Source organism: Tepidibacter thalassicus DSM 15285 (assembly GCF_900129915.1).
GTDB lineage: Bacteria > Bacillota > Clostridia > Peptostreptococcales > Peptostreptococcaceae > Tepidibacter > Tepidibacter thalassicus.
On the sequence record NZ_FQXH01000005.1, the window covers coordinates 111,036 to 130,277 of the forward strand.

The following is a 19,242-nucleotide window of genomic DNA, read 5'->3' on the forward strand; positions in this document are numbered from 1 at the left end:
GGGGGGCATAGATTTTGTGGCAGTATGTCAAAGGGTTTTGTATAGTAAGTATAGAAGGGCTTTATTTGGAGAAATTTATAAATTATTTAGTTAATAATGGGATTTATCTTTTTAATATAAGAAGGATATCTCCTACTAAAATAGAAGCTTATATATATAGGGATGATGTTAAAAATCTTATATATCTTTATAAAAAATCTGATTATAATTTAAAAATAAAAAGATCAATTGGACTTCCTTTTTTAATGAAGAGAATATATAAAAGAAAGTCTTTATTAATAGGAGGAATTTTATCTTTATTTATTTTAGTTTTTTTAACTACATTTATAACAAATGTATATATTGATTGTCCAGAAGGTATAAATAAATCTGAATTGAGAAAGGAATTATATAATTGTGGACTTAAACCTTGGGTTAATAAATATATGATTGATAAAAAAGATATAAGAGATAGTATATTGTCAAAATTTGATGATATTGCGTATATTTTTATAAATATTGAGGGAACTAATGCGTTTGTAGAAATAGTAAAGAAATCAGAAGAACCTGAGGAAAATACAAAAATAAATTGTAATATAATTGCTAAAAAAGATGGTATAATAGAAAAGGTAATACCTAGAAGTGGTGAAGCTTTAGTGAGTAAGGGGAATATAGTAAAAAAAGGAGATGTTTTGATTGCTGGGGGTAATGTAATAGCCAAGGGAGAAGTTTGGGCAAGAACATTTTATGAGATAAAAGAAAGTATTGAGTATATAAATAAAGATAAAATTAAGACAGGAAAGAGCAAAAAAACTTATAAAATAAAATTTTTTAATAAAACTTATTATATAAAAAGAAATATACCGTATAAAAATTATTATATAAGGAAAAGAATTTTGAAGTGTGAATATAAAAAATTTAAAGTTCCTATTGAAGTTGAAATAAATACTTTTTATGAAGTAAATGTAAAAGATAATAAAAAAGATATAGAAAAGTTAAAAAATATTATTAGACAAAAAGCTTTAAAGAAAATTGACTATTTACTTCCAGTACAGGCAAGAATAATAAATAAAAAAGAAGATTACAAAATAAAGGGTAATGTGTTAGAATTTATTGTAACAATACAAGCTTTAGAAGATATAGGTAAAGATGAAAAAATAGAAGGAGGAAACTATATTGATAATACAGAAAAAAATAGAAATTGAAGATGAAGTTTTTACAAGAGAATTATTTGGAAATTTTGATCAAAATGTAAAGATAATAGAGGATAATCTCAATATTAATATAGTTCTTAGAGATGGAAATGTAGTTTTGATAGGAACAGAAGAAAATATAAATCTTGCACAAAGACTTATGAAAGAGTTGAATGAATTAGTTAAAAAAGGTAATGATTTAAATGCTCAGAATATATCATATAGTATAAATTTGTTGTTTGAAGGAACAGAGGAAAAAATGAAAGAACTTGCTGAGGATATAATAGCTTTTACAACTAAGGGAAAAGCTATACAACCTAAAACGCTAGGACAAAAGGAATATATTAATCAGATAAAAAATAATGATATTACTTTTGGAATAGGTCCTGCTGGGACAGGTAAAACATATCTTGCTGTTGCCATGGCTGTAAAAGCTTTTAAAAGAGATGAAGTGAGTAGAATAATATTAACTAGACCAGCTGTTGAGGCAGGAGAAACACTTGGATTTTTACCAGGAGATTTAAAGGATAAAGTAGATCCATACCTTAGACCGTTATATGATGCTTTATTTGAGATATTAGGAGGAGAAAAGTTTAATAAATATATGGAACGAGGAATGATAGAAGTAGCTCCCCTTGCTTTTATGAGAGGAAGAACATTAGATAATGCTTTTATAATACTTGATGAGGCACAAAATACTACACCTGAGCAAATGAAAATGTTTTTAACAAGACTTGGTTTTGGATCAAAAGCTGTAGTTACAGGAGATATAACTCAAACAGATCTTCCTACAAGTAAAAAATCTGGACTTTTGCATGCTCAGGAAGTATTAAAAGACGTAAAAGGAATATCTATTGTAACATTGACTGAAAAAGATGTAGTTAGACATGAACTTGTTCAGAGGATTATAAAAGCATATGAGAAGTTCGAAAAAAGACGAGAATATAAAAAGAACGTCAAGAAGAAAAAGTGAGGAAGGAGATTGAAACGATGAAGTTTAAGAAATTTTCTTTTGCCCTTTTGTTTTTTTTAGTAAATTTTATATTATTATTTACATTTTTATCTCCAGAAAAATATGAGTTAAAAATAGGACAAAGGGCTCAAGAAGATATAAAAGCAACAAAAGATATAGAAAACAAAATAGAAACAGAAAAACTTATAAAAAAAGCTATAGAACAAGTACAACCTGTATATAGAATAAACCCTACAATACAAGCTGAAATAAAATCTGATATAGAGAAATTTTTTAATGATATATATTTTATAAATTCTAATGAAGAATTGAGTTTTGATGATAAATTAAAAAATATAAAAAAAGAATATCCTAGTATTTCAGACAAATCTATAAATATAGCTTTAAAATTAAATAAGGTTAATTTGGAAAGGTTAAAAAACTATATATTTGATACTATAAATCAAATAATGAGTACAGGAGTTACAAAAGAAGAAATTGATTCTCAAAAGAAAAATGTCTCTGAATTTTTTGAAGAAATAAAAAAACTCAATCAAAATGAAAAATTGTTAGGGATAGAAATAATAAATAATTATATAAGACCTAATAAATTTTTAGATTTAGAAAAGACACAACAAAAAACAGAAGAAGCTAAAGCTTCTGTTGAAAAAGTAATAATACCTAAGGGAGAAAATATAATTTCTAAAGGTGAAGTCATAACAAAAGAGAAATTAGAACTACTTCAAAGTATAGGATTTATTGAGAAAAAAGGAAAAGAAGATTTTTTTGTGTTAATGGGATTGATATTAATAATATTGATATTAGAATCAGTTGGTATTTTATATATTTATATTTTTAATAAAGATATATTAAATGACGAAAAAAAATTGTTATTAGTAATACTAGTGATAAGTATAACTGTTTTAATGTGCTTATCATTAAATAGTATATCTATGTATATAATACCTGTTGCCGGTGCTAGTATGCTTATTAGCATACTTTTAAATTCAAATATAGCTATAATATCTAATATAATCATTTCGATTATGATATATTTAGCAATAGGTGATGTTAATTTATTGTTATTGTCTTTAGTATCAGGAACTTTTGGTTCTTTTGCGAATTTAGAAATATCACAAAGGAGAAACATAATATTTACAGGGTTTAAAATAGGTATAGTGAATTTTTTGATTGTGTTATCTTTAAGTTTTATTACTACAACTAATTTAAAAGAACCGTTAATTAATTCTTTACTTGCTTTTTTATCAGGTATATTTTCATCTATATTTGTAGTTGGAAGTCTTCCGTTATGGGAACATTATTTTGATATATTGACTAGTTTAAAACTTCTTGAGCTTTCAAGTGCTAATAATGAGATTTTAAAAAGGATGCTTATAGAAACTCCAGGAACTTATCATCACAGTATCATAGTTGGAAATTTAGCAGAAAGAGCGTGTGATAAAATAGGAGCTAATTCATTATTTGCAAGAGTTGCATCTTATTATCATGATATAGGAAAACTTTCAAGACCGTATTTTTTTAAAGAGAATCAAATAACAACAGATAATCCTCATGATAAAATAGTACCTACACTTAGTGTTAAAATAATAAAAGAACATGTTACATATGGAGTTGAACTTGCTAAAAAATATAAACTTCCTAGAGAAATAACAAATATTATAAGAGAACACCATGGAACTACTTTAGTAGCTTTCTTTTATCATAAGGCTAAAGAAGAAGGACTTGATATAAGAGAAGAAGAATTTAGATATGAAGGGCCAAAGCCTCAAAGTAGGGAATCAGCTGTTATAATGCTTGCAGATTCTGTCGAGGCTGCTATAAGAAGTATAAAAGAGCCTACTAAAGAAAAAATTGAAGAAATGATAAGTAAAATAATTAATGGAAAATTAAATGATGGACAACTTGATAAAAGTAATTTAACATTAAGAGATTTAGATACTATAAAAGAAGCATTTATTGAAGTAATAATGGGGATGTTTCATGAGAGAATAGAATATCCAGATGAAGGAGGAAATAAAGTTGAAACTGATAATAGATAATAGACAAGATGAAATAGAAGTTAACGATAATTTATTAGATATGATAAAAGATGTAATAAATGAATCTTTAAAATATGAGGGGTTTGATGAAGATTATGAAATAAGTTTATCTTTTGTAAATAATGAAGAAATACATAAATTGAATAAAGAGTTTAGAGGAGTAGATAAGCCTACAGATGTGCTTTCATTTCCTCTTATTGAAGAGAATGATTTTTATATAGAATTTGGAGAAAAAGCATTAGGAGATATAGTAATATCAATGGAAAAAGCTTTGGAACAAAGTAGAGAATATAATCATAGTTTTGAGAGAGAAGTAGCTTTTTTAGTTTGTCATAGTATGTTTCATTTAATGGGATATGATCATGATACTGAAGAAAATACTAAAATAATGAGAGAAAAAGAAGAAGCTGTATTGTTAAAACTTGGTATAGTGAGGGAATGAGATGAAATTGAAAAACCTTATAACCGCTTTTAATTGTGCAATAGATGGAATAATATATACATTGAAAAATGAAAGAAATATGAAAATTCATTATTTGATAGCTGTATTAATATTGTTTTTAAGTCTTTTTTTTGATTTAAGTAGGTTTGAAATGATAATGTTATTTTTTACAATATCTCTTGTTATTATATCTGAAATGATAAATACTGCTATAGAAAAATCCATAGATTTATTTACAAAAGAATATCATGAGCTTGCTAAAATAGCAAAAGATGTAGCTGCAGGAGCTGTTCTTATTTCATCGTTGAATTCAATTGTAGTAGGTTATTTGTTGTTTTTTGATAGAATAAATCCATTTTCGTATATAGTTTTAAATAAGATAAGAAGATCTGAAATTCATATTACTGTAATTGGACTTGTTATAGTAATGATTTTAGTTATAGTGGGTAAATCTATAAGTCAAAAAGGAACTCATTTAAAAGGAGGTATGCCAAGTGGTCATGCTGCACTAGCTTTTTCTGTAGCTACTGCGGTTACATTTATATCAGAAGAAATGTTGGTTTCAACACTTACATATATTTTAGCATTATTAGTAGCTCAAAGTAGAATAGAGGGAGAAATTCATACGCCATTAGAGGTTGTATTTGGAGCTATTTTGGGAATATTAACGACAATACTTATATTTCAGTTTAGTCTTGGTTAAAATGGAGATATATTATATTTCCATTTTTTATGTTTGACAAAAAAATGATTAAAATTTTAATGAAAAAATACATATTGGATAAAAATGAAATATTTGATATAATGAGAAATGCTCCTTTAATTTCTGTAAAATTAGGAGGCTGAGTATGAAAAATAATTCTAATTTAAAAGATATAAGAAAAGTATTTATAACTGGTATTTTTACTATTCTTCCAATTGCAGTAACCATTTCTTTGGTATTTTGGCTTTTTAATAAAATAGATTCTATATTTAGAGGACCACTTGAAAGGCTTTTAGGATTTCCTCTTTATGGAGTAGGAATTATCATTACATTTCTTTTGATTTTTTTGACGGGAATGATTACTACTGATTTATTGGGGAAAAAGATATTCCAGGCGTTTGAAAACGTTATGTATAAAATACCTTTAGTTGGAATGATATACTCATCAGTTAAACAAGTGGTAGATGCTTTTGCAGCTAAAAAAGGCGATGGATTTAAAAATACTGTATTGGTTGAGTATCCTTCAAAGGGTATATATACTTTAGGTTTTATAACAACAAATACTCCTAAATTTATAAATGAAAATACAGGAGCAGAAGGAGTTTTTGTATTTATACCTACAACTCCAAATCCAACTTCTGGAATGTTAATTACAGTTCCAAAAGATGAAATAATATATTTAGATGTTTCTATAGAAAATGCTTTAAAAATTATTGTTTCTGGAGGGATTGTATCACCGAAAGAAAATTAATTTAAAGGAGGAATATACTGATGAACAATAAAGAATTATTAAAACTTGCAGAAGAAGCTAGAAAAAATGCATATGCTCCATATTCTAATTTTCATGTGGGAGCTGCGCTTTTAACTAAATCTGGAAAAGTATTTACTGGATGTAATGTAGAATGTGCTTCGTATGGAGGAACAAATTGTGCTGAAAGAACTGCTATATTTAAGGCTATCTCTGAAGGAGAAAGAGAATTTGAAAAAATAGCTATTTCTAGTGATAATAAAGGAGAAACTTATCCGTGTGGTATATGTAGGCAAGTAATTTTAGAATTTGGAAGAAATATTAAAGTAGTAGTTGGAGAATCTGATGGAGAATATAAGGAAATATCTATAGAGGAATTAATTCCATGTGGATTTACAGGAGCAGATATTAATAAATAGATTGAGGTGATAAAATGAGCTTTAAATCAGGATTTGCAAGTATAATAGGAAGACCTAATGTTGGAAAGTCTACACTTATGAATAAAATAATTGGACAAAAAATAGCTATAATGAGTGATAAACCTCAAACTACTAGAAATAAAATACAGTCAGTATATACAGATAAAGATTTTCAAATAGTATTTTTAGATACTCCAGGAATACATAAGCCTAAAAATAAGCTTGGAGAGTATATGGTAAAAGTTGCTACAGATACATTAAATGAAGTAGATGTAGTTTTATTTGTAGTAGATGACTCTAAGGATATTGGTCCTGGAGATAGGAGAATTATAGAAAGTTTAAGAAAAGTTAAGACTCCTGTTGTTTTGGTTATAAATAAAATAGATAAAATTTCTAAAGAAGAGTTAATAACTTTGATTGAAAAATATAGTAAAGAAGAAGTTTTCGATGAAATAGTTCCAATATCTGCATTAAAAGAAGGAAACTTAAATTCTTTAATAAATGTTATAAAAAAATATCTTCCTAATGGACCTAAGTATTTTCCTGATGATATGATAACAGATCAACCAGAAAGGGTGTTAATTTCTGAGTTAATAAGAGAAAAAGTTTTGCATTATGTTCATGATGAGGTTCCTCATGGAGTTGCTGTGGAAATTGAATATATAAAGTCGAGAGAAGATAATAAAATTATTGATATATCTGCTATAATATACTGTGAAAGAGACTCTCATAAAGGAATTATAATAGGAAAAAATGGGAAAAAACTTAAAGGGATAGGAAAGTCTGCAAGGGAAGATATAGAAAGGCTTCTAGGGTCAAAAGTATACCTTCAAACATGGGTTAAAGTTAAAGAAAATTGGAGGAATTTAGAAAATTATATAAGTAATTTTGGATATAGTAATAAATAGCTAATTAATTGGGGGTGAAAACTATGAATAAGAATGAAATTTTATTTGAAAAAATAGCATTAGAAGTTAAAGCTTTGATAGATAGTGAGAAAATAGTTGAATTAAATCGATACTTAGAGGAGCTTCATCCCCGAGATATAGCTGAAATATTAGTTGATTTAGAAGAAGAAAAAAGAATTAAGTTATTTGAAGTGCTTCCTTGGGAAATTGGAGCAAAAGTACTAGATGAACTTGATTCTGATATATTTTCTTCTATTTTGTCTAAAATTAGTATTGAACATAAAAAGAAAATACTTGATTTAATGTCTCAAGATGACATGGTTGATATTTTAAGTGATCTTTCAGAGGATAAAAGGCAAGAAATTATAAATCTTTTAGATTCAGAGCTAGCCGAAGATATAAAAGAATTATTGGTATATAAAGAAGATTCTGCTGGGGGTATAATGACAACTGATTTTATTGCTCTGAGAAAAGATATTACAGTTTATTCAGCGATAGAATATTTAAGAGAAAATGCTCCTGATGCAGAAACTATTTATTATGTATATGTTATAGATAAAGATCAAAAATTAGTTGGAGTTATATCTTTAAGAGAGCTTATAATAGCAAAACCTAATTCTTTAATTGAAGATATAATGAGTGAAAAGGTAATATCGGTAAATGTAAATGATGACCAAGAGGAAGTTGCAAAACTTGTATCTAAATACGATTTTTTAGCAATTCCAGTTACAGATATAAATGGAAAACTTAGAGGTATAATTACTGTTGATGATATAATAGATGTTATACAAGAAGAAGCAACAGAAGATATATATAAATTTGCTGGAACTTCGGAAGCAGAAAGTGAACATTTAGAAGAAGATAAATTTTTTTCAAAGGTTATATATTCTGTTAAAGCAAGACTTCCTTGGCTTTTAATTACTTTACTTGGAGGAACTTTATCAGCTACAATACTTGGAAAGTATGAAAGTACTATAAGTCAATATACTGCTGTATCTTTTTTTATGCCTCTTTTAACAGGAATGGGAGGAAATGTTGGGACTCAATCTTCAACGCTTACAGTTAGAGGTATTGCTACAGGACATGTAGACATGAAAAGAGCTTTTAAAACAATATTTCAAGAAATGAGTGTTGGAGCTAGCGTTGGAGTTGTATGTAGTGTTATAATTTGTATTGTTGCTTATTTATGGATGGGAGATTTTAAATTAGGTGTAGTTGTAGGAATTGCCATGGCTGCAAATATGTTGACAGCTGCAACTATAGGGACTTTAGTTCCTATAATTTTTAAAAAGCTTGGAGTAGATCCAGCTGTTGCTTCTGCTCCGTTTATTTCTACAACTCTTGATATAACAGGACTTACAATTTATTTTACTTTAACCACAGTGCTTTTACTAAAAATTTCTTAAGTATATTAAGCCCTCTTCTTACCTAAAATAAAATTAAATGGATAGAAGGGGGTTTTTAAAAATGAAAAATTTTTGCTGGGAATTTTTTAAAAAAACTGGTAATATAGAAGCTTTTATGTATATAACGGCATTTAAAAATTTTTATTTTGAGAGTGAAAATACAAGGGAGAAAAAGGATAACTATGCTTATAAATACAGATGGGATAGTATTAAAATCGATAAAATATGAAGAAACAGATTTGATATTGACATTATTTACAAGAAAACTTGGGAAAATTTCTGTTTTAGCAAAGGGTGCAAAAAGAACAAATAGTACTATTTTATCAGGAACTCAAGTTTTTTCTTATTCTAATTTTTTACTTTATAAATCTTCAAGTATATATAAGATAAGTCAATGTGAACTGAAAGAAAATTTTTACAATTTAAGTTGTGATATAGATTTGTTATCTCATGCTTCTTATGTAACTCAATTAGTTGAAAGTAGTACATTTGAAAATCAAACAAATAATAGGTTGTTTGATTTATTTTTAAAAACATTGTATTTATATTCTAAAAATGAGTTAAATTATATATATATAACTAAAATATTTGAACTTAAATTTTTACATTATATAGGATATAAACCAAATGTTTTAAAATGCGTTAATTGTGGTAATAATAATTTAAATAAAGGTAAATTTAGCATATTAGAAGGTGGAATGCTTTGTAAAGAGTGTGCCTATGTAGATAGTAGTAGTTTGAAAATTGATTTTTCAACTGTAAAATTAATGGAATATATATTAAAAAATGACATAATAATATGTAGCAAAGTAAAAGTTTCAGAATATATTATAAATCAGTTAGATAATATTTTAAAAATGTATTTGAAATTTCACCTTGGAGATCTAAATTTAAAATCTTTAGGCTTTTTAGAAAATTCAAAGGGGTAGGAGTGATACTATGGAAATTACATTGGAAAAAATTGATGAAATCATGAAAAGAATGAACGTAAGTTATGAAAAAGCAAAAGAAGCTTTAGTTAATGCAAATGGGGATGTAGTAGATGCTTTAATTTATCTTGAAAAAAAGGATGTGAATGTTTTAAAAGGGATTAATGAAAAGGGAAATGAATTGATAGAAAAGTTAAAAGAAATACTTAAAAAAGGAAATGTAACTAGAGTAATGGTAGAAAAAGATGGAGATGTGTTATTAAATCTTCCTGTAACAGTTGGAGCAATTGGTTTGGTTTTAGGGCCTGTAGCTACAATAGTAGGAGTTTCTGCAGCTATGGTTACAAAATATAAGATAAAAATAGTAAAAGATGATGGAGAAACTTTAGATTTAAATGAAATGACACAAGATTCATTGACTGAAATAAAAAGTAAAATGAATTTAAAAAACAAGGATAACAAGGATATAACTGAAGAAGTTATAAAAGAAGAAAAGCAAGATACATCTAATGAGCTTGACAAATAAACCTTATTTTGCTAAATTAAAAATTAGAATTGTGTAAAATTTAGCCTTTCGCACTGCGAAAGGCTAAATTTTTTAAACTATTGTAGGAGGTAAGAAAATGAATTTTCAAGATATGATACTTGCACTACAAAATTATTGGGCTAAGCAAGGTTGTATTGTAATGAACCCTTATGATATAGAAAAAGGTGCTGGAACTATGAGTCCATATACTTTTTTAAAATCACTTGGACCTGAGCCATGGAAAGTATGTTATGTAGAGCCTTCAAGGAGACCAACAGATGCTAGATATGGAGAAAATCCGAATAGATTGTATCAGCATCATCAATTTCAAGTAATATTAAAGCCATCTCCTGATAATGTTCAAGAACTTTATTTAAATAGTTTAAAAACTATAGGGATAAATCCAGATGAACATGATATTAGATTTGTAGAAGATAACTGGGAAGCTGCAGCCGTTGGAGCATGGGGACTTGGTTGGGAAGTATGGCTTGATGGTATGGAAGTTACTCAGTTTACATATTTCCAACAAGTAGGAAGTATTGACTGTGAGCTGGAATCAGCAGAACTTACTTATGGGCTTGAAAGGCTAGCTATGTATATTCAAGAGAAAGATAATGTATATGATTTACAATGGAATGATGAATTAACTTATGGAGATATATTTAAAAAAGCAGAATACGAACATTCTGTTTATAGTTTTGAAGAGGGAAATGTTGATATGATGCTTGAACATTTTAATACTTATGAAGAAGAAGCAAAAAAACTTTTAGAAAAAGGATTAGTTCTTCCAGCTTATGATTATATATTAAAATGTTCTCATACATTTAATGTATTAGATGCAAGAGGGGCAATAGGTGTTAGTGAAAGAGCTTCATTTATAGCGAGGGTTAGAACTATGGCGAGAATGGTTGCAAACGCTTATGTAAAACAAAGAGAAGAAATGGGATACCCTCTTTTAAAGAAAGGAGGAAAATAATATGAATAAAGATCTTTTATTTGAGATAGGATGTGAAGAAATTCCTGCTAGATTTATGAATAGTTCATTAAATCAGTTGAAGGAAAATGCAGAAAAATTTTTAAATGAAAATAGATTGAATTTTAAAAGTATAAAAACATATGGAACACCTAGAAGACTTACTTTAATAGTTGAAGGATTAAATGATAAGCAGTACGATTTAGAAGAAGAAATAAAAGGACCAGCTAAAAAGATTGCTTTTGATGAAGAGAATAATCCAACTAAACCATTACAAGGATTTATGAGAAGTAAAGGTGTAAATTTAGATGATTTGTACTTTAAGGTAGTAGGAAAAGAAGAATATGTATTTGCAAAAATAAAAGAAAAAGGAAAAAATACTGAAGATGTTTTAAAAGATTTACTTCCAAACATAATAAGATCTATAAATTTTCCTAAATCAATGCGTTGGGGAGGAAAAAATTTACGATTTGCAAGACCGATAAGATGGATAGTATCAGTTTATAATGGAGAAACTTTAGAATTTGATATAGAAGGAATAAGAGCTTCAAATATTACAAGAGGACATAGATTTTTAGGAAGCGATAATATAGTTGTAAATTCAGTCGATGAATATTTGAATAAATTGAGAGAAAACTATGTAATACTTGATCAAAATGAAAGAAGAGAAATAATAAAAGAACAATGTATAAAAGTAGCAAGAGATTTAGATGGACAAATTCTTTTAGATGAAGATTTGCTTGAAGAAGTTACTTATATATTAGAGTATCCAACCGCTTTTTATGGAGAATTTAAGGAAGATTATTTAAAACTTCCAAAAGAAGTAGTAATAACTCCTATGAAAGAGCACCAAAGATATTTTCCAGTAGTAAAAGAAGACGGAAGTTTACTTCCTAATTTTATAACTGTTAGAAATGGAACTGATTATAAAATAGAAAATGTTAAAAAGGGAAATGAAAAGGTACTTGAAGCAAGACTTGCAGATGCGCTATTTTTCTATAAAGAAGATACTAAAAAACCACTTGAAAGTTATATTGATGGACTTAAAAATGTAGTTTTTCAAGAAAAACTTGGAACTGTATATGATAAAACTCTTAGGATAGAAGAATTGTCTAAAAAGTTAATTCAAGATTTAGGATATGAAGAAGAAAAAGAAGAAGTATTAAGGGCTGCAAAGCTTTGTAAAGCAGATTTAGTTACTAATATGGTATTTGAATTTACTGAACTTCAAGGCGTTATAGGAAGGGAATATTCAAAGGTATCTGGAGAAAAGGAAATAGTATCAGAAGCTATTTTTGAACATTATCTTCCGAGATTTTCAGGAGATAATCTTCCAAGTACAAAAGCTGGAATAGTACTTTCTATAGCTGACAAATTAGATTCGATAGCAGGTTTTTTTGCAATAGGAATTCAGCCTACAGGGTCTTATGATCCATATGCTTTGAGAAGACAAGCTTTAGGTATAATTAATATCATAATGGATAAAAACATTAGCGTGAGTTTAAAACAAATTATAAATTACTCTCTAGATAATTATACTAATTTAGATTTTGATAAAGAAAAAGTAGCTTTAGAAATACTTGAATTTTTTAAACAAAGAATTAAAAATTTATTTAGTGAAAAGGGAATAAGATATGACGTTATAGATGCAGTATTAAGCAGTAATACTGATGATATAGCTGATATGTATATTAGAGCAAAAGAGCTCAATTTATGGATAGAAAAAGATGAAATTGTAGAAATATTAACTGCATTCAATAGAGTTTCGACTTTAGCACAAAAAGCAGAATGTAGTAAAGTAAATGAAGATTATTTACAAGTAGATGAAGAAAAAATTCTTTACAATAAATTTAAAGAAGTAAGTAAAAATGTAAATTTAGCTATACAAAAAGCAGAATATTCAAAAGCATTAGATGAGTTTATAAGTTTAAAACAACCTATTGATAATTTATTTGATACTGTAATGATTATGGATAAAGATGAAAATATAAAAAATAACAGGCTTGCTTTATTAAAACAAATATACGATACAATGCTTTTAATATGTGATTTATCAAAAATAGTATATAAGTAGTTAGAGCCGGGTAACAACCCGGCTTTAAATCTTTATTACAATTACTTGGAAATTATAAATTTTTATATTTACATATAATGCATAAGGATATATAATATACTATATAATATAGTATAACACATTTTGAGAGAGGTGGTTATTATTCAATTAAATGATCGTCAAATGAAGATAATAGAAATAGTAAAAGAACATGAGCCTATAACTAGTGAACAAATAGCTTCAATGCTTAATGTAACAAGAGCTACTTTAAGACCAGATCTTGCAATACTTACTATGACTGGTATTTTGGATGCAAGACCTAAAGTTGGATATTTTTATGCAGGGATTGATGAAAATAATATAATATCTAAAAAACTTAAATCAAAAAAAGTAAGTGAAATAATGAGTATTCCAGTTCTTTTAACTGAAGAAACTACAGTTTATAATGCTATAGTTACTATGTTTTTAGAGGATGTAGGAAGTATATATATAACAAATAATGGTTATTTATCGGGGGTGGTATCTAGAAAAGATTTATTGAAAAGTACTATAGGAGGAATAGATATTAATAAGATTCCAGTTGGAATGATAATGACTAGGATGCCTAATATTGTTTTAGCAAATCCAAATGATAGTATTTCTGAAGCTGTAAAAAAAATAATAGATCATGAAGTTGATTCTATTCCTGTTGTTGAGATAGAGTTAAAAAATGAAAAAGAGTATTATAAAGTGATTGGAAGAATTTCTAAAACTAATATAGCGAGATTATTTGTAGAATTATGTGGAGAATAGAGAGGTGTTTTATGGAAAATTTAGTTATATATATAATATCTGATTCTTTGGGAGAAACAGGAGAACAAGTAGCAAGAGCTTCTATTGGTCAATTTAACATAAATAATTATGAAATGAGAAAATATCCTTATGTACTTGATGTTAATTTTTTAGATGAAATTTTAAATGAAGCGAAAAATGAAAATTCAATAGTAGTATATACATTGGTAGATTTAGAACTTGCAAATTATGTTGCTAAGTTTTGTGAAAATAATAAAATACCTAGCATAGATTTAGTTAGTCCTTTGCTTAAATCAATATCTTTAAGAACTAATTTAAAACCTTTAAGAGAGCCAGGAACAATAAGAAAATTAGATGAGAAATACTTTAAAAGAGTAGAAGCTATAGAATTTGCAGTTAAATATGATGATGGAAAAGATCCTAGAGGGCTTGTAAAATCAGATTTAGTTCTTATTGGTATATCAAGAACATCAAAAACTCCTCTTAGTATGTATTTAGCTAATAAAAATATAAAAGTAGCAAATGTTCCTTTAGTACCAGAAGTTCCAGTACCTAAAGAGTTATTTGAAATACCATCTAAAAAAATAATAGGTCTTACAAATACTCCAGAAAAGTTAAATGAAATAAGACAAGAAAGATTAAAGTCTTTAGGTCTTTCTAGTAATGCAAATTATGCAACTATGGAAAGGATTTTAGAAGAAATTGAATATGCTGAAAAAATAATGAAAAAAATAGGATGTCCTATTATTGATGTGTCAAATAAAGCTATTGAAGAAACAGCTGGTCTTATTATAAACATAATGAAGGAAAATGGACTTAGAGTTTATAAGGGTTTTTTAAATAGTTAAGTTTATAAGTTTATATTTAATATAAAAAAGGGAGAGTGGAAAAAGTGGGGAAATATGTATATAGTTTTTGCGAAGGTTCAAAAGAAATGAAAAATTTATTAGGAGGTAAAGGTGCAAATTTAGCTGAAATGACAAAGATTGGCTTGCCAGTTCCTCCGGGATTTACAGTTACAACTACTGCTTGTAATACATACTATGAAAAAAATAAGGAGCTTTGGGAAGAACTTATAGATGAGATAATGAATCATCTTTTAAAACTCGAGAAAACGTTAGGAAAAAAATTTGGAGATGAAGAAAATCCACTACTTCTTTCTGTTAGATCAGGTGCTGTAATTTCAATGCCTGGTATGATGGATACAATATTAAATTTAGGACTTAATGATGTAACTGTGAATGCGCTTTCTAAGAATACAAATAATGAAAGGTTTGCTTATGATAGTTATAGAAGATTTATACAGATGTTTTCAGATGTAGCCATGGGTATTCCAAAATATAAATTTGAATCAATTTTAGATAAAATAAAAGAAAAAAAAGGGTATAAATACGATACAGAGTTAACTGTTGAAGATTTAAAAGAAATTGTGTGTGAATTTAAGTTAATATACGAAAAAGAGATTAAAGAGGAATTTCCAGATGATCCAAAAAAACAGCTTTTACTTGCAGTAAAAGCGGTATTTGATTCTTGGAACAATCCAAGGGCAATAATATATAGAAAATTGAATGATATACCTAATGATTTAGGAACAGCAGTAAATATTCAATCTATGGTATTTGGGAATATGGGAAATACTTCTGGTACAGGAGTCGCTTTTACGAGAAATCCATCTACAGGAGAAAATAAACTATTTGGAGAATTTTTGGTAAATGCTCAAGGAGAAGATGTAGTTGCTGGTATTAGAACACCTCAACATATAAGCAACTTAAAAAAATTGATGCCAAAAGTATATCGAGAGTTTAAAGAAGTTACAAGTATGCTTGAAAATCATTATAGAGATATGCAAGATATAGAATTTACTATTGAAAATGGAAAATTATATATTCTTCAAACGAGAAATGGTAAAAGAACTTCAAGAGCAGCTATTAATATAGCTGTTGATATGGTAAATGAAGGACTTATAAGTAAAGAAAATGCGATTGAGAGAATAGATGCTAGGCAATTAGATCAACTTCTACATCCTAATTTTGAAGAAAAAGCTTTGCAAAAAGCAAAAGTTATAGCTAAAGGACTTCCGGCATCACCTGGAGCTGCATCAGGAAGAGTATATTTTACAGCAAGTGATGTTGTGAATGCAAAGGCTAATGGTGAAAAAGCAATTCTAGTAAGAATTGAAACATCTCCAGAGGATATAGAAGGTATGGTATCTAGTGAAGGAATACTTACAGCAAGAGGTGGTATGACATCTCATGCTGCTGTTGTTGCAAGAGGTATGGGAAAATGCTGTGTTGCTGGTTGTGGAGAAATTAAAGTTTATGAGCATAAAAAAGAGTTTAGGGTAGGAGATTTGGTTGTAAAAGAAGGAGATTATATATCTCTTGATGGTTCTACAGGTAAAGTTTATTTGGGTAACATACCTAGAGTTGAAGTAGAGCTTATTGGTAAATTTGAAGAATTTATGAATTGGGTAGATGAAATAAGAGTTCTTAAAGTAAGAACAAATGCGGATACTCCAAAAGATGCACATATTGCTGTGAAATTTGGAGCAGAAGGTATAGGGCTTTGTAGAACTGAGCATATGTTTTTTGATGAAACTAGAATATCAGTTGTAAGAAAAATGATATTATCAAAAACAATAGATGAAAGACAGAAAGCTCTTGACAAGCTTTTACCTATGCAAAGAGAAGATTTTATAGGTATATTTGAAGTAATGGGAGAAAGACCTGTGACAATAAGGCTTTTAGATCCACCACTTCATGAATTTTTACCTAAAAAAGAAGAAGATATTAAATCTTTAGCAATTGATATGAAAATTTCTTATGATGAATTAAGAAAAAGGGTTGAAGATTTAGAAGAGTTTAATCCAATGTTAGGTCACAGGGGGTGTAGATTGGCTATTACTTATCCAGAAATATATAAAATGCAAGTAAAAGCAATAATTGAGGGAGCTGTAGAGGTTAAAAAGAAAGGTATAAGTGTAAAGCCAGAAATAATGATACCTCTTATAGGAGATGTAAATGAGATTAAATATATAAAAGAATTTGTTATTAAAATTGCAGATGAAATAATAGAAAAATCTGAAGTTAAACTTGATTATTTAGTTGGAACAATGATAGAAGTTCCTAGAGCTGCTTTAACTGCTGATGAAATAGCAAAAGAGGCAGAGTTTTTTAGCTTTGGTACTAATGATTTAACGCAGATGACATATGGTTTTTCAAGAGATGATGCTAATAAATTCCTAGTAGAATATAGCTCCAAAAATATACTAGAAAAAAATCCATTTCAAATACTAGATAAAAACGGAGTTGGAAAACTTATTCAAATGGCATTAAAACTTGGAAAAAAAACAAGACCTAATATAAAATTAGGTATTTGCGGGGAACATGGTGGAGAACCTTCATCTGTTGAGTTTTGTCATAATATAGGTCTTGATTATGTTTCATGCTCTCCATATAGAGTTCCTATTGCAAAACTCGCTGCAGCTCAAGCTGTGTTGAAAGAAAAAAATAATATATAAAATTAAAAAGACAATGCGTATTTGCATTGTCTTTTTGTAGTGTTGAAATTGTATAATAGATATATAATAAATTTATAATTGTTTGTGCAATATAAAGGAGGTTTTTTAATGAAAAAATTAATATTAATTATATTTGTTGGATTGATGGTAGGATTTATTTTACATGCATCACAAAATACAGCAAAATATGAAGATGGAATTTATTTTGCTCAAGAAGATAATTTTAATGAGAAAACTGGTTTTAAAGATACAGTAAAGATTGAGGTGAAAGATGGAAAGATAATTTCAGTTGATTGGAATGGAATTAGCAAAAATGGTGGAGAAGACAGAAAAACTTTATCTAAAAATGGAAAATATCCAATGGTGGAAAAAGCGGGAGCAAAGGCACCATGGCATGAACAAGCAGAAAAAGTAGAAGCTTTTTTATTAAAAACACAAGATCCAACAGCTATAAAGTATAAAGATTATCAAGGACATACTGATGCAATTTCTGGAGTATCGATAAGAGTTAGTGAATTTTTTAAATTGGCTAAAAAGGCTTTAGATAATGGACCTATAAAAAGTAATCCAGTTTCAAAAACAGAATTTGTATTGGGTACAGTTGTAACAGTAAAAATTTATGATGATGTTTCAGAAGAAGTTTTTAATAAAATTTTTAATAGGTTGAGAGAAATAGAACATAAAATGACTATTAATAAAGAAGATAGTGAGGTTATGAGAATAAATTCAAATTCTGGCAAAGATTTTGTTAAAGTATCTAATGATACTTTTTATGTTATAAAAAAAGGAAAATATTTTTCGAGTTTATCTAATGGAAAATTTGATATAACTATTGGACCTCTTGTTAAACTTTGGAATATTGGAACGGAATATGCTAGAGTACCCTCTAAATATGAAATTGATAAAAAAATAAAATTAGTAGATTATAATAATGTAGTTTTAAATGAATCTCAAAAAAGTATTATGTTAAAAGAAAAAGGTATGGTTCTTGATTTAGGAGGAATTGCAAAAGGGTATGCTGCTGATGAAATAGTAAAAATTTTAAAAGAAAGCAATATAAAGCATGCAATTATCAATCTTGGAGGAAACGTATTTGCTTATGGAAATAAACCTGATGGAACTTCATGGAAAATAGGTATTCAAAATCCTTTTTCTCAAAGGGGAGATTATATGGGTATAGTTAATATTTCAAATAAAACAGTTGTTACTTCTGGAATTTATGAGAGGTTTTTTGAAAAAGATGGTAAAAGGTATCATCATATATTAGATACAGTTACAGGATATCCTGTAGAAAATAATCTTGTAGGAGTTTCGATAATAACAAATACTTCGATAGATGCTGATGCTCTATCTACGGCTGTTTTTTCTTTAGGTTTACGTAAAGGGATGGATTTTATTGAGAAGTTAAGTGATGTTGATGCTATATTTATTACTAGGGATTATAATGTTTATATAACTTCTGGATTGAAGGAGAATTTTAAATTAATTAATACTCAGTTTAAGTTTAATAAAATAGATTTATAATTTAATATATTTTTTTGTTAACAGACATAAATTATATAAAAAGTGAGTATAATATTTTATATAAATCCTAAGAAGTGGAGAGTAGGTATAATGATTGTTTCAGCGAGCTAGAGTT

Annotated in this window: 18 protein-coding genes and 1 other annotated feature (1 of these 19 cut by a window edge); all 18 genes read left to right on the forward strand. The window is 27.6% G+C overall.

All coding sequences use genetic code 11. The features are described from left to right. Nucleotides 1-14 precede the first annotated feature (14 nt). The 18 genes from yqfD (at nucleotide 15) to BUA19_RS00735 (ending at nucleotide 19,127) form a co-directional block, all read left to right on the forward strand. Entirely contained in the window at nucleotides 15-1,184 is a 1,170-nt protein-coding gene (yqfD, locus tag BUA19_RS00655) for a sporulation protein YqfD (RefSeq protein WP_072722944.1), read from the forward strand. Then, nucleotides 1,156-2,145, forward strand: a complete 990-nt coding sequence (locus tag BUA19_RS00660; RefSeq protein WP_072722945.1) for a PhoH family protein — start codon at nucleotides 1,156-1,158, stop codon at nucleotides 2,143-2,145. Before yqfD ends, BUA19_RS00660 begins: the two co-directional genes overlap by 29 nt. A 17-nt stretch (nucleotides 2,146-2,162) precedes the next feature. After that, a complete protein-coding gene (locus tag BUA19_RS00665) occupies nucleotides 2,163-4,184 on the forward strand; it encodes an HD family phosphohydrolase (RefSeq protein ID WP_072722946.1) in 2,022 nt (673 codons plus the stop codon). After that, nucleotides 4,165-4,626, forward strand: a complete 462-nt coding sequence (ybeY, locus tag BUA19_RS00670) for an rRNA maturation RNase YbeY (RefSeq protein WP_072722947.1) — start codon at nucleotides 4,165-4,167, stop codon at nucleotides 4,624-4,626. The genes BUA19_RS00665 and ybeY overlap by 20 nt, the downstream gene beginning before the upstream one ends. Nucleotide 4,627: 1 nt before the next feature. Beyond that, nucleotides 4,628-5,329: a diacylglycerol kinase gene (locus BUA19_RS00675; RefSeq protein WP_072722948.1), complete on the forward strand. Its 702-nt coding sequence runs from the start codon at nucleotides 4,628-4,630 to the stop codon at nucleotides 5,327-5,329. 145 nt (nucleotides 5,330-5,474) lie between these two features. Continuing rightward, nucleotides 5,475-6,080, forward strand: coding sequence for a DUF502 domain-containing protein (locus BUA19_RS00680; RefSeq protein WP_072722949.1), 606 nt, complete (start codon nucleotides 5,475-5,477; stop codon nucleotides 6,078-6,080). A gap of 20 nt (nucleotides 6,081-6,100) precedes the next feature. Next, on the forward strand, nucleotides 6,101-6,496 hold the full coding sequence (gene cdd, locus BUA19_RS00685; RefSeq protein WP_072722950.1) for a cytidine deaminase: 396 nt from the start codon (nucleotides 6,101-6,103) through the stop codon (nucleotides 6,494-6,496). 14 nt (nucleotides 6,497-6,510) lie between these two features. Then, nucleotides 6,511-7,404, forward strand: a complete 894-nt coding sequence (era, locus tag BUA19_RS00690; RefSeq protein ID WP_072722951.1) for a GTPase Era — start codon at nucleotides 6,511-6,513, stop codon at nucleotides 7,402-7,404. Nucleotides 7,405-7,427: 23 nt separating this feature from the next. Then, complete coding sequence (gene mgtE / locus BUA19_RS00695; protein WP_072722952.1) at nucleotides 7,428-8,810, forward strand: magnesium transporter; 1,383 nt, start codon at nucleotides 7,428-7,430, stop codon at nucleotides 8,808-8,810. A gap of 61 nt (nucleotides 8,811-8,871) precedes the next feature. Beyond that, nucleotides 8,872-9,039: a YqzL family protein gene (locus BUA19_RS11490; protein WP_143145340.1), complete on the forward strand. Its 168-nt coding sequence runs from the start codon at nucleotides 8,872-8,874 to the stop codon at nucleotides 9,037-9,039. After that, the gene (gene recO / locus BUA19_RS00700) at nucleotides 8,993-9,739 is read left to right on the forward strand and encodes a DNA repair protein RecO (RefSeq protein ID WP_072722953.1); all 747 of its coding nucleotides are present in this window, start codon (nucleotides 8,993-8,995) and stop codon (nucleotides 9,737-9,739) included. Before BUA19_RS11490 ends, recO begins: the two co-directional genes overlap by 47 nt. A 10-nt stretch (nucleotides 9,740-9,749) precedes the next feature. Further along, on the forward strand, nucleotides 9,750-10,265 hold the full coding sequence (locus BUA19_RS00705; protein WP_072722954.1) for a DUF4342 domain-containing protein: 516 nt from the start codon (nucleotides 9,750-9,752) through the stop codon (nucleotides 10,263-10,265). 97 nt (nucleotides 10,266-10,362) lie between these two features. Further along, the gene (glyQ, locus tag BUA19_RS00710) at nucleotides 10,363-11,241 is read left to right on the forward strand and encodes a glycine--tRNA ligase subunit alpha (RefSeq protein WP_072722955.1); all 879 of its coding nucleotides are present in this window, start codon (nucleotides 10,363-10,365) and stop codon (nucleotides 11,239-11,241) included. Between the two features lies 1 nt (nucleotide 11,242). Beyond that, nucleotides 11,243-13,312: a glycine--tRNA ligase subunit beta gene (gene glyS, locus BUA19_RS00715; RefSeq protein WP_072722956.1), complete on the forward strand. Its 2,070-nt coding sequence runs from the start codon at nucleotides 11,243-11,245 to the stop codon at nucleotides 13,310-13,312. A gap of 132 nt (nucleotides 13,313-13,444) precedes the next feature. Next, nucleotides 13,445-14,083: a helix-turn-helix transcriptional regulator gene (locus BUA19_RS00720; RefSeq protein ID WP_072723195.1), complete on the forward strand. Its 639-nt coding sequence runs from the start codon at nucleotides 13,445-13,447 to the stop codon at nucleotides 14,081-14,083. 11 nt (nucleotides 14,084-14,094) lie between these two features. Further along, nucleotides 14,095-14,931 carry a pyruvate, water dikinase regulatory protein gene (locus BUA19_RS00725; RefSeq protein ID WP_072722957.1) on the forward strand — a complete coding sequence of 279 codons (837 nt, stop codon included), beginning with the start codon at nucleotides 14,095-14,097 and terminating at the stop codon, nucleotides 14,929-14,931. A gap of 44 nt (nucleotides 14,932-14,975) precedes the next feature. Then, nucleotides 14,976-17,603 carry a pyruvate, phosphate dikinase gene (gene ppdK / locus BUA19_RS00730; protein WP_072722958.1) on the forward strand — a complete coding sequence of 876 codons (2,628 nt, stop codon included), beginning with the start codon at nucleotides 14,976-14,978 and terminating at the stop codon, nucleotides 17,601-17,603. Nucleotides 17,604-17,711: 108 nt separating this feature from the next. Continuing rightward, nucleotides 17,712-19,127: an FAD:protein FMN transferase gene (locus BUA19_RS00735; protein WP_242939216.1), complete on the forward strand. Its 1,416-nt coding sequence runs from the start codon at nucleotides 17,712-17,714 to the stop codon at nucleotides 19,125-19,127. Between the two features lie 60 nt (nucleotides 19,128-19,187). After that, nucleotides 19,188-19,242: a binding site (T-box leader), on the forward strand (it continues 162 nt past the right edge of the window).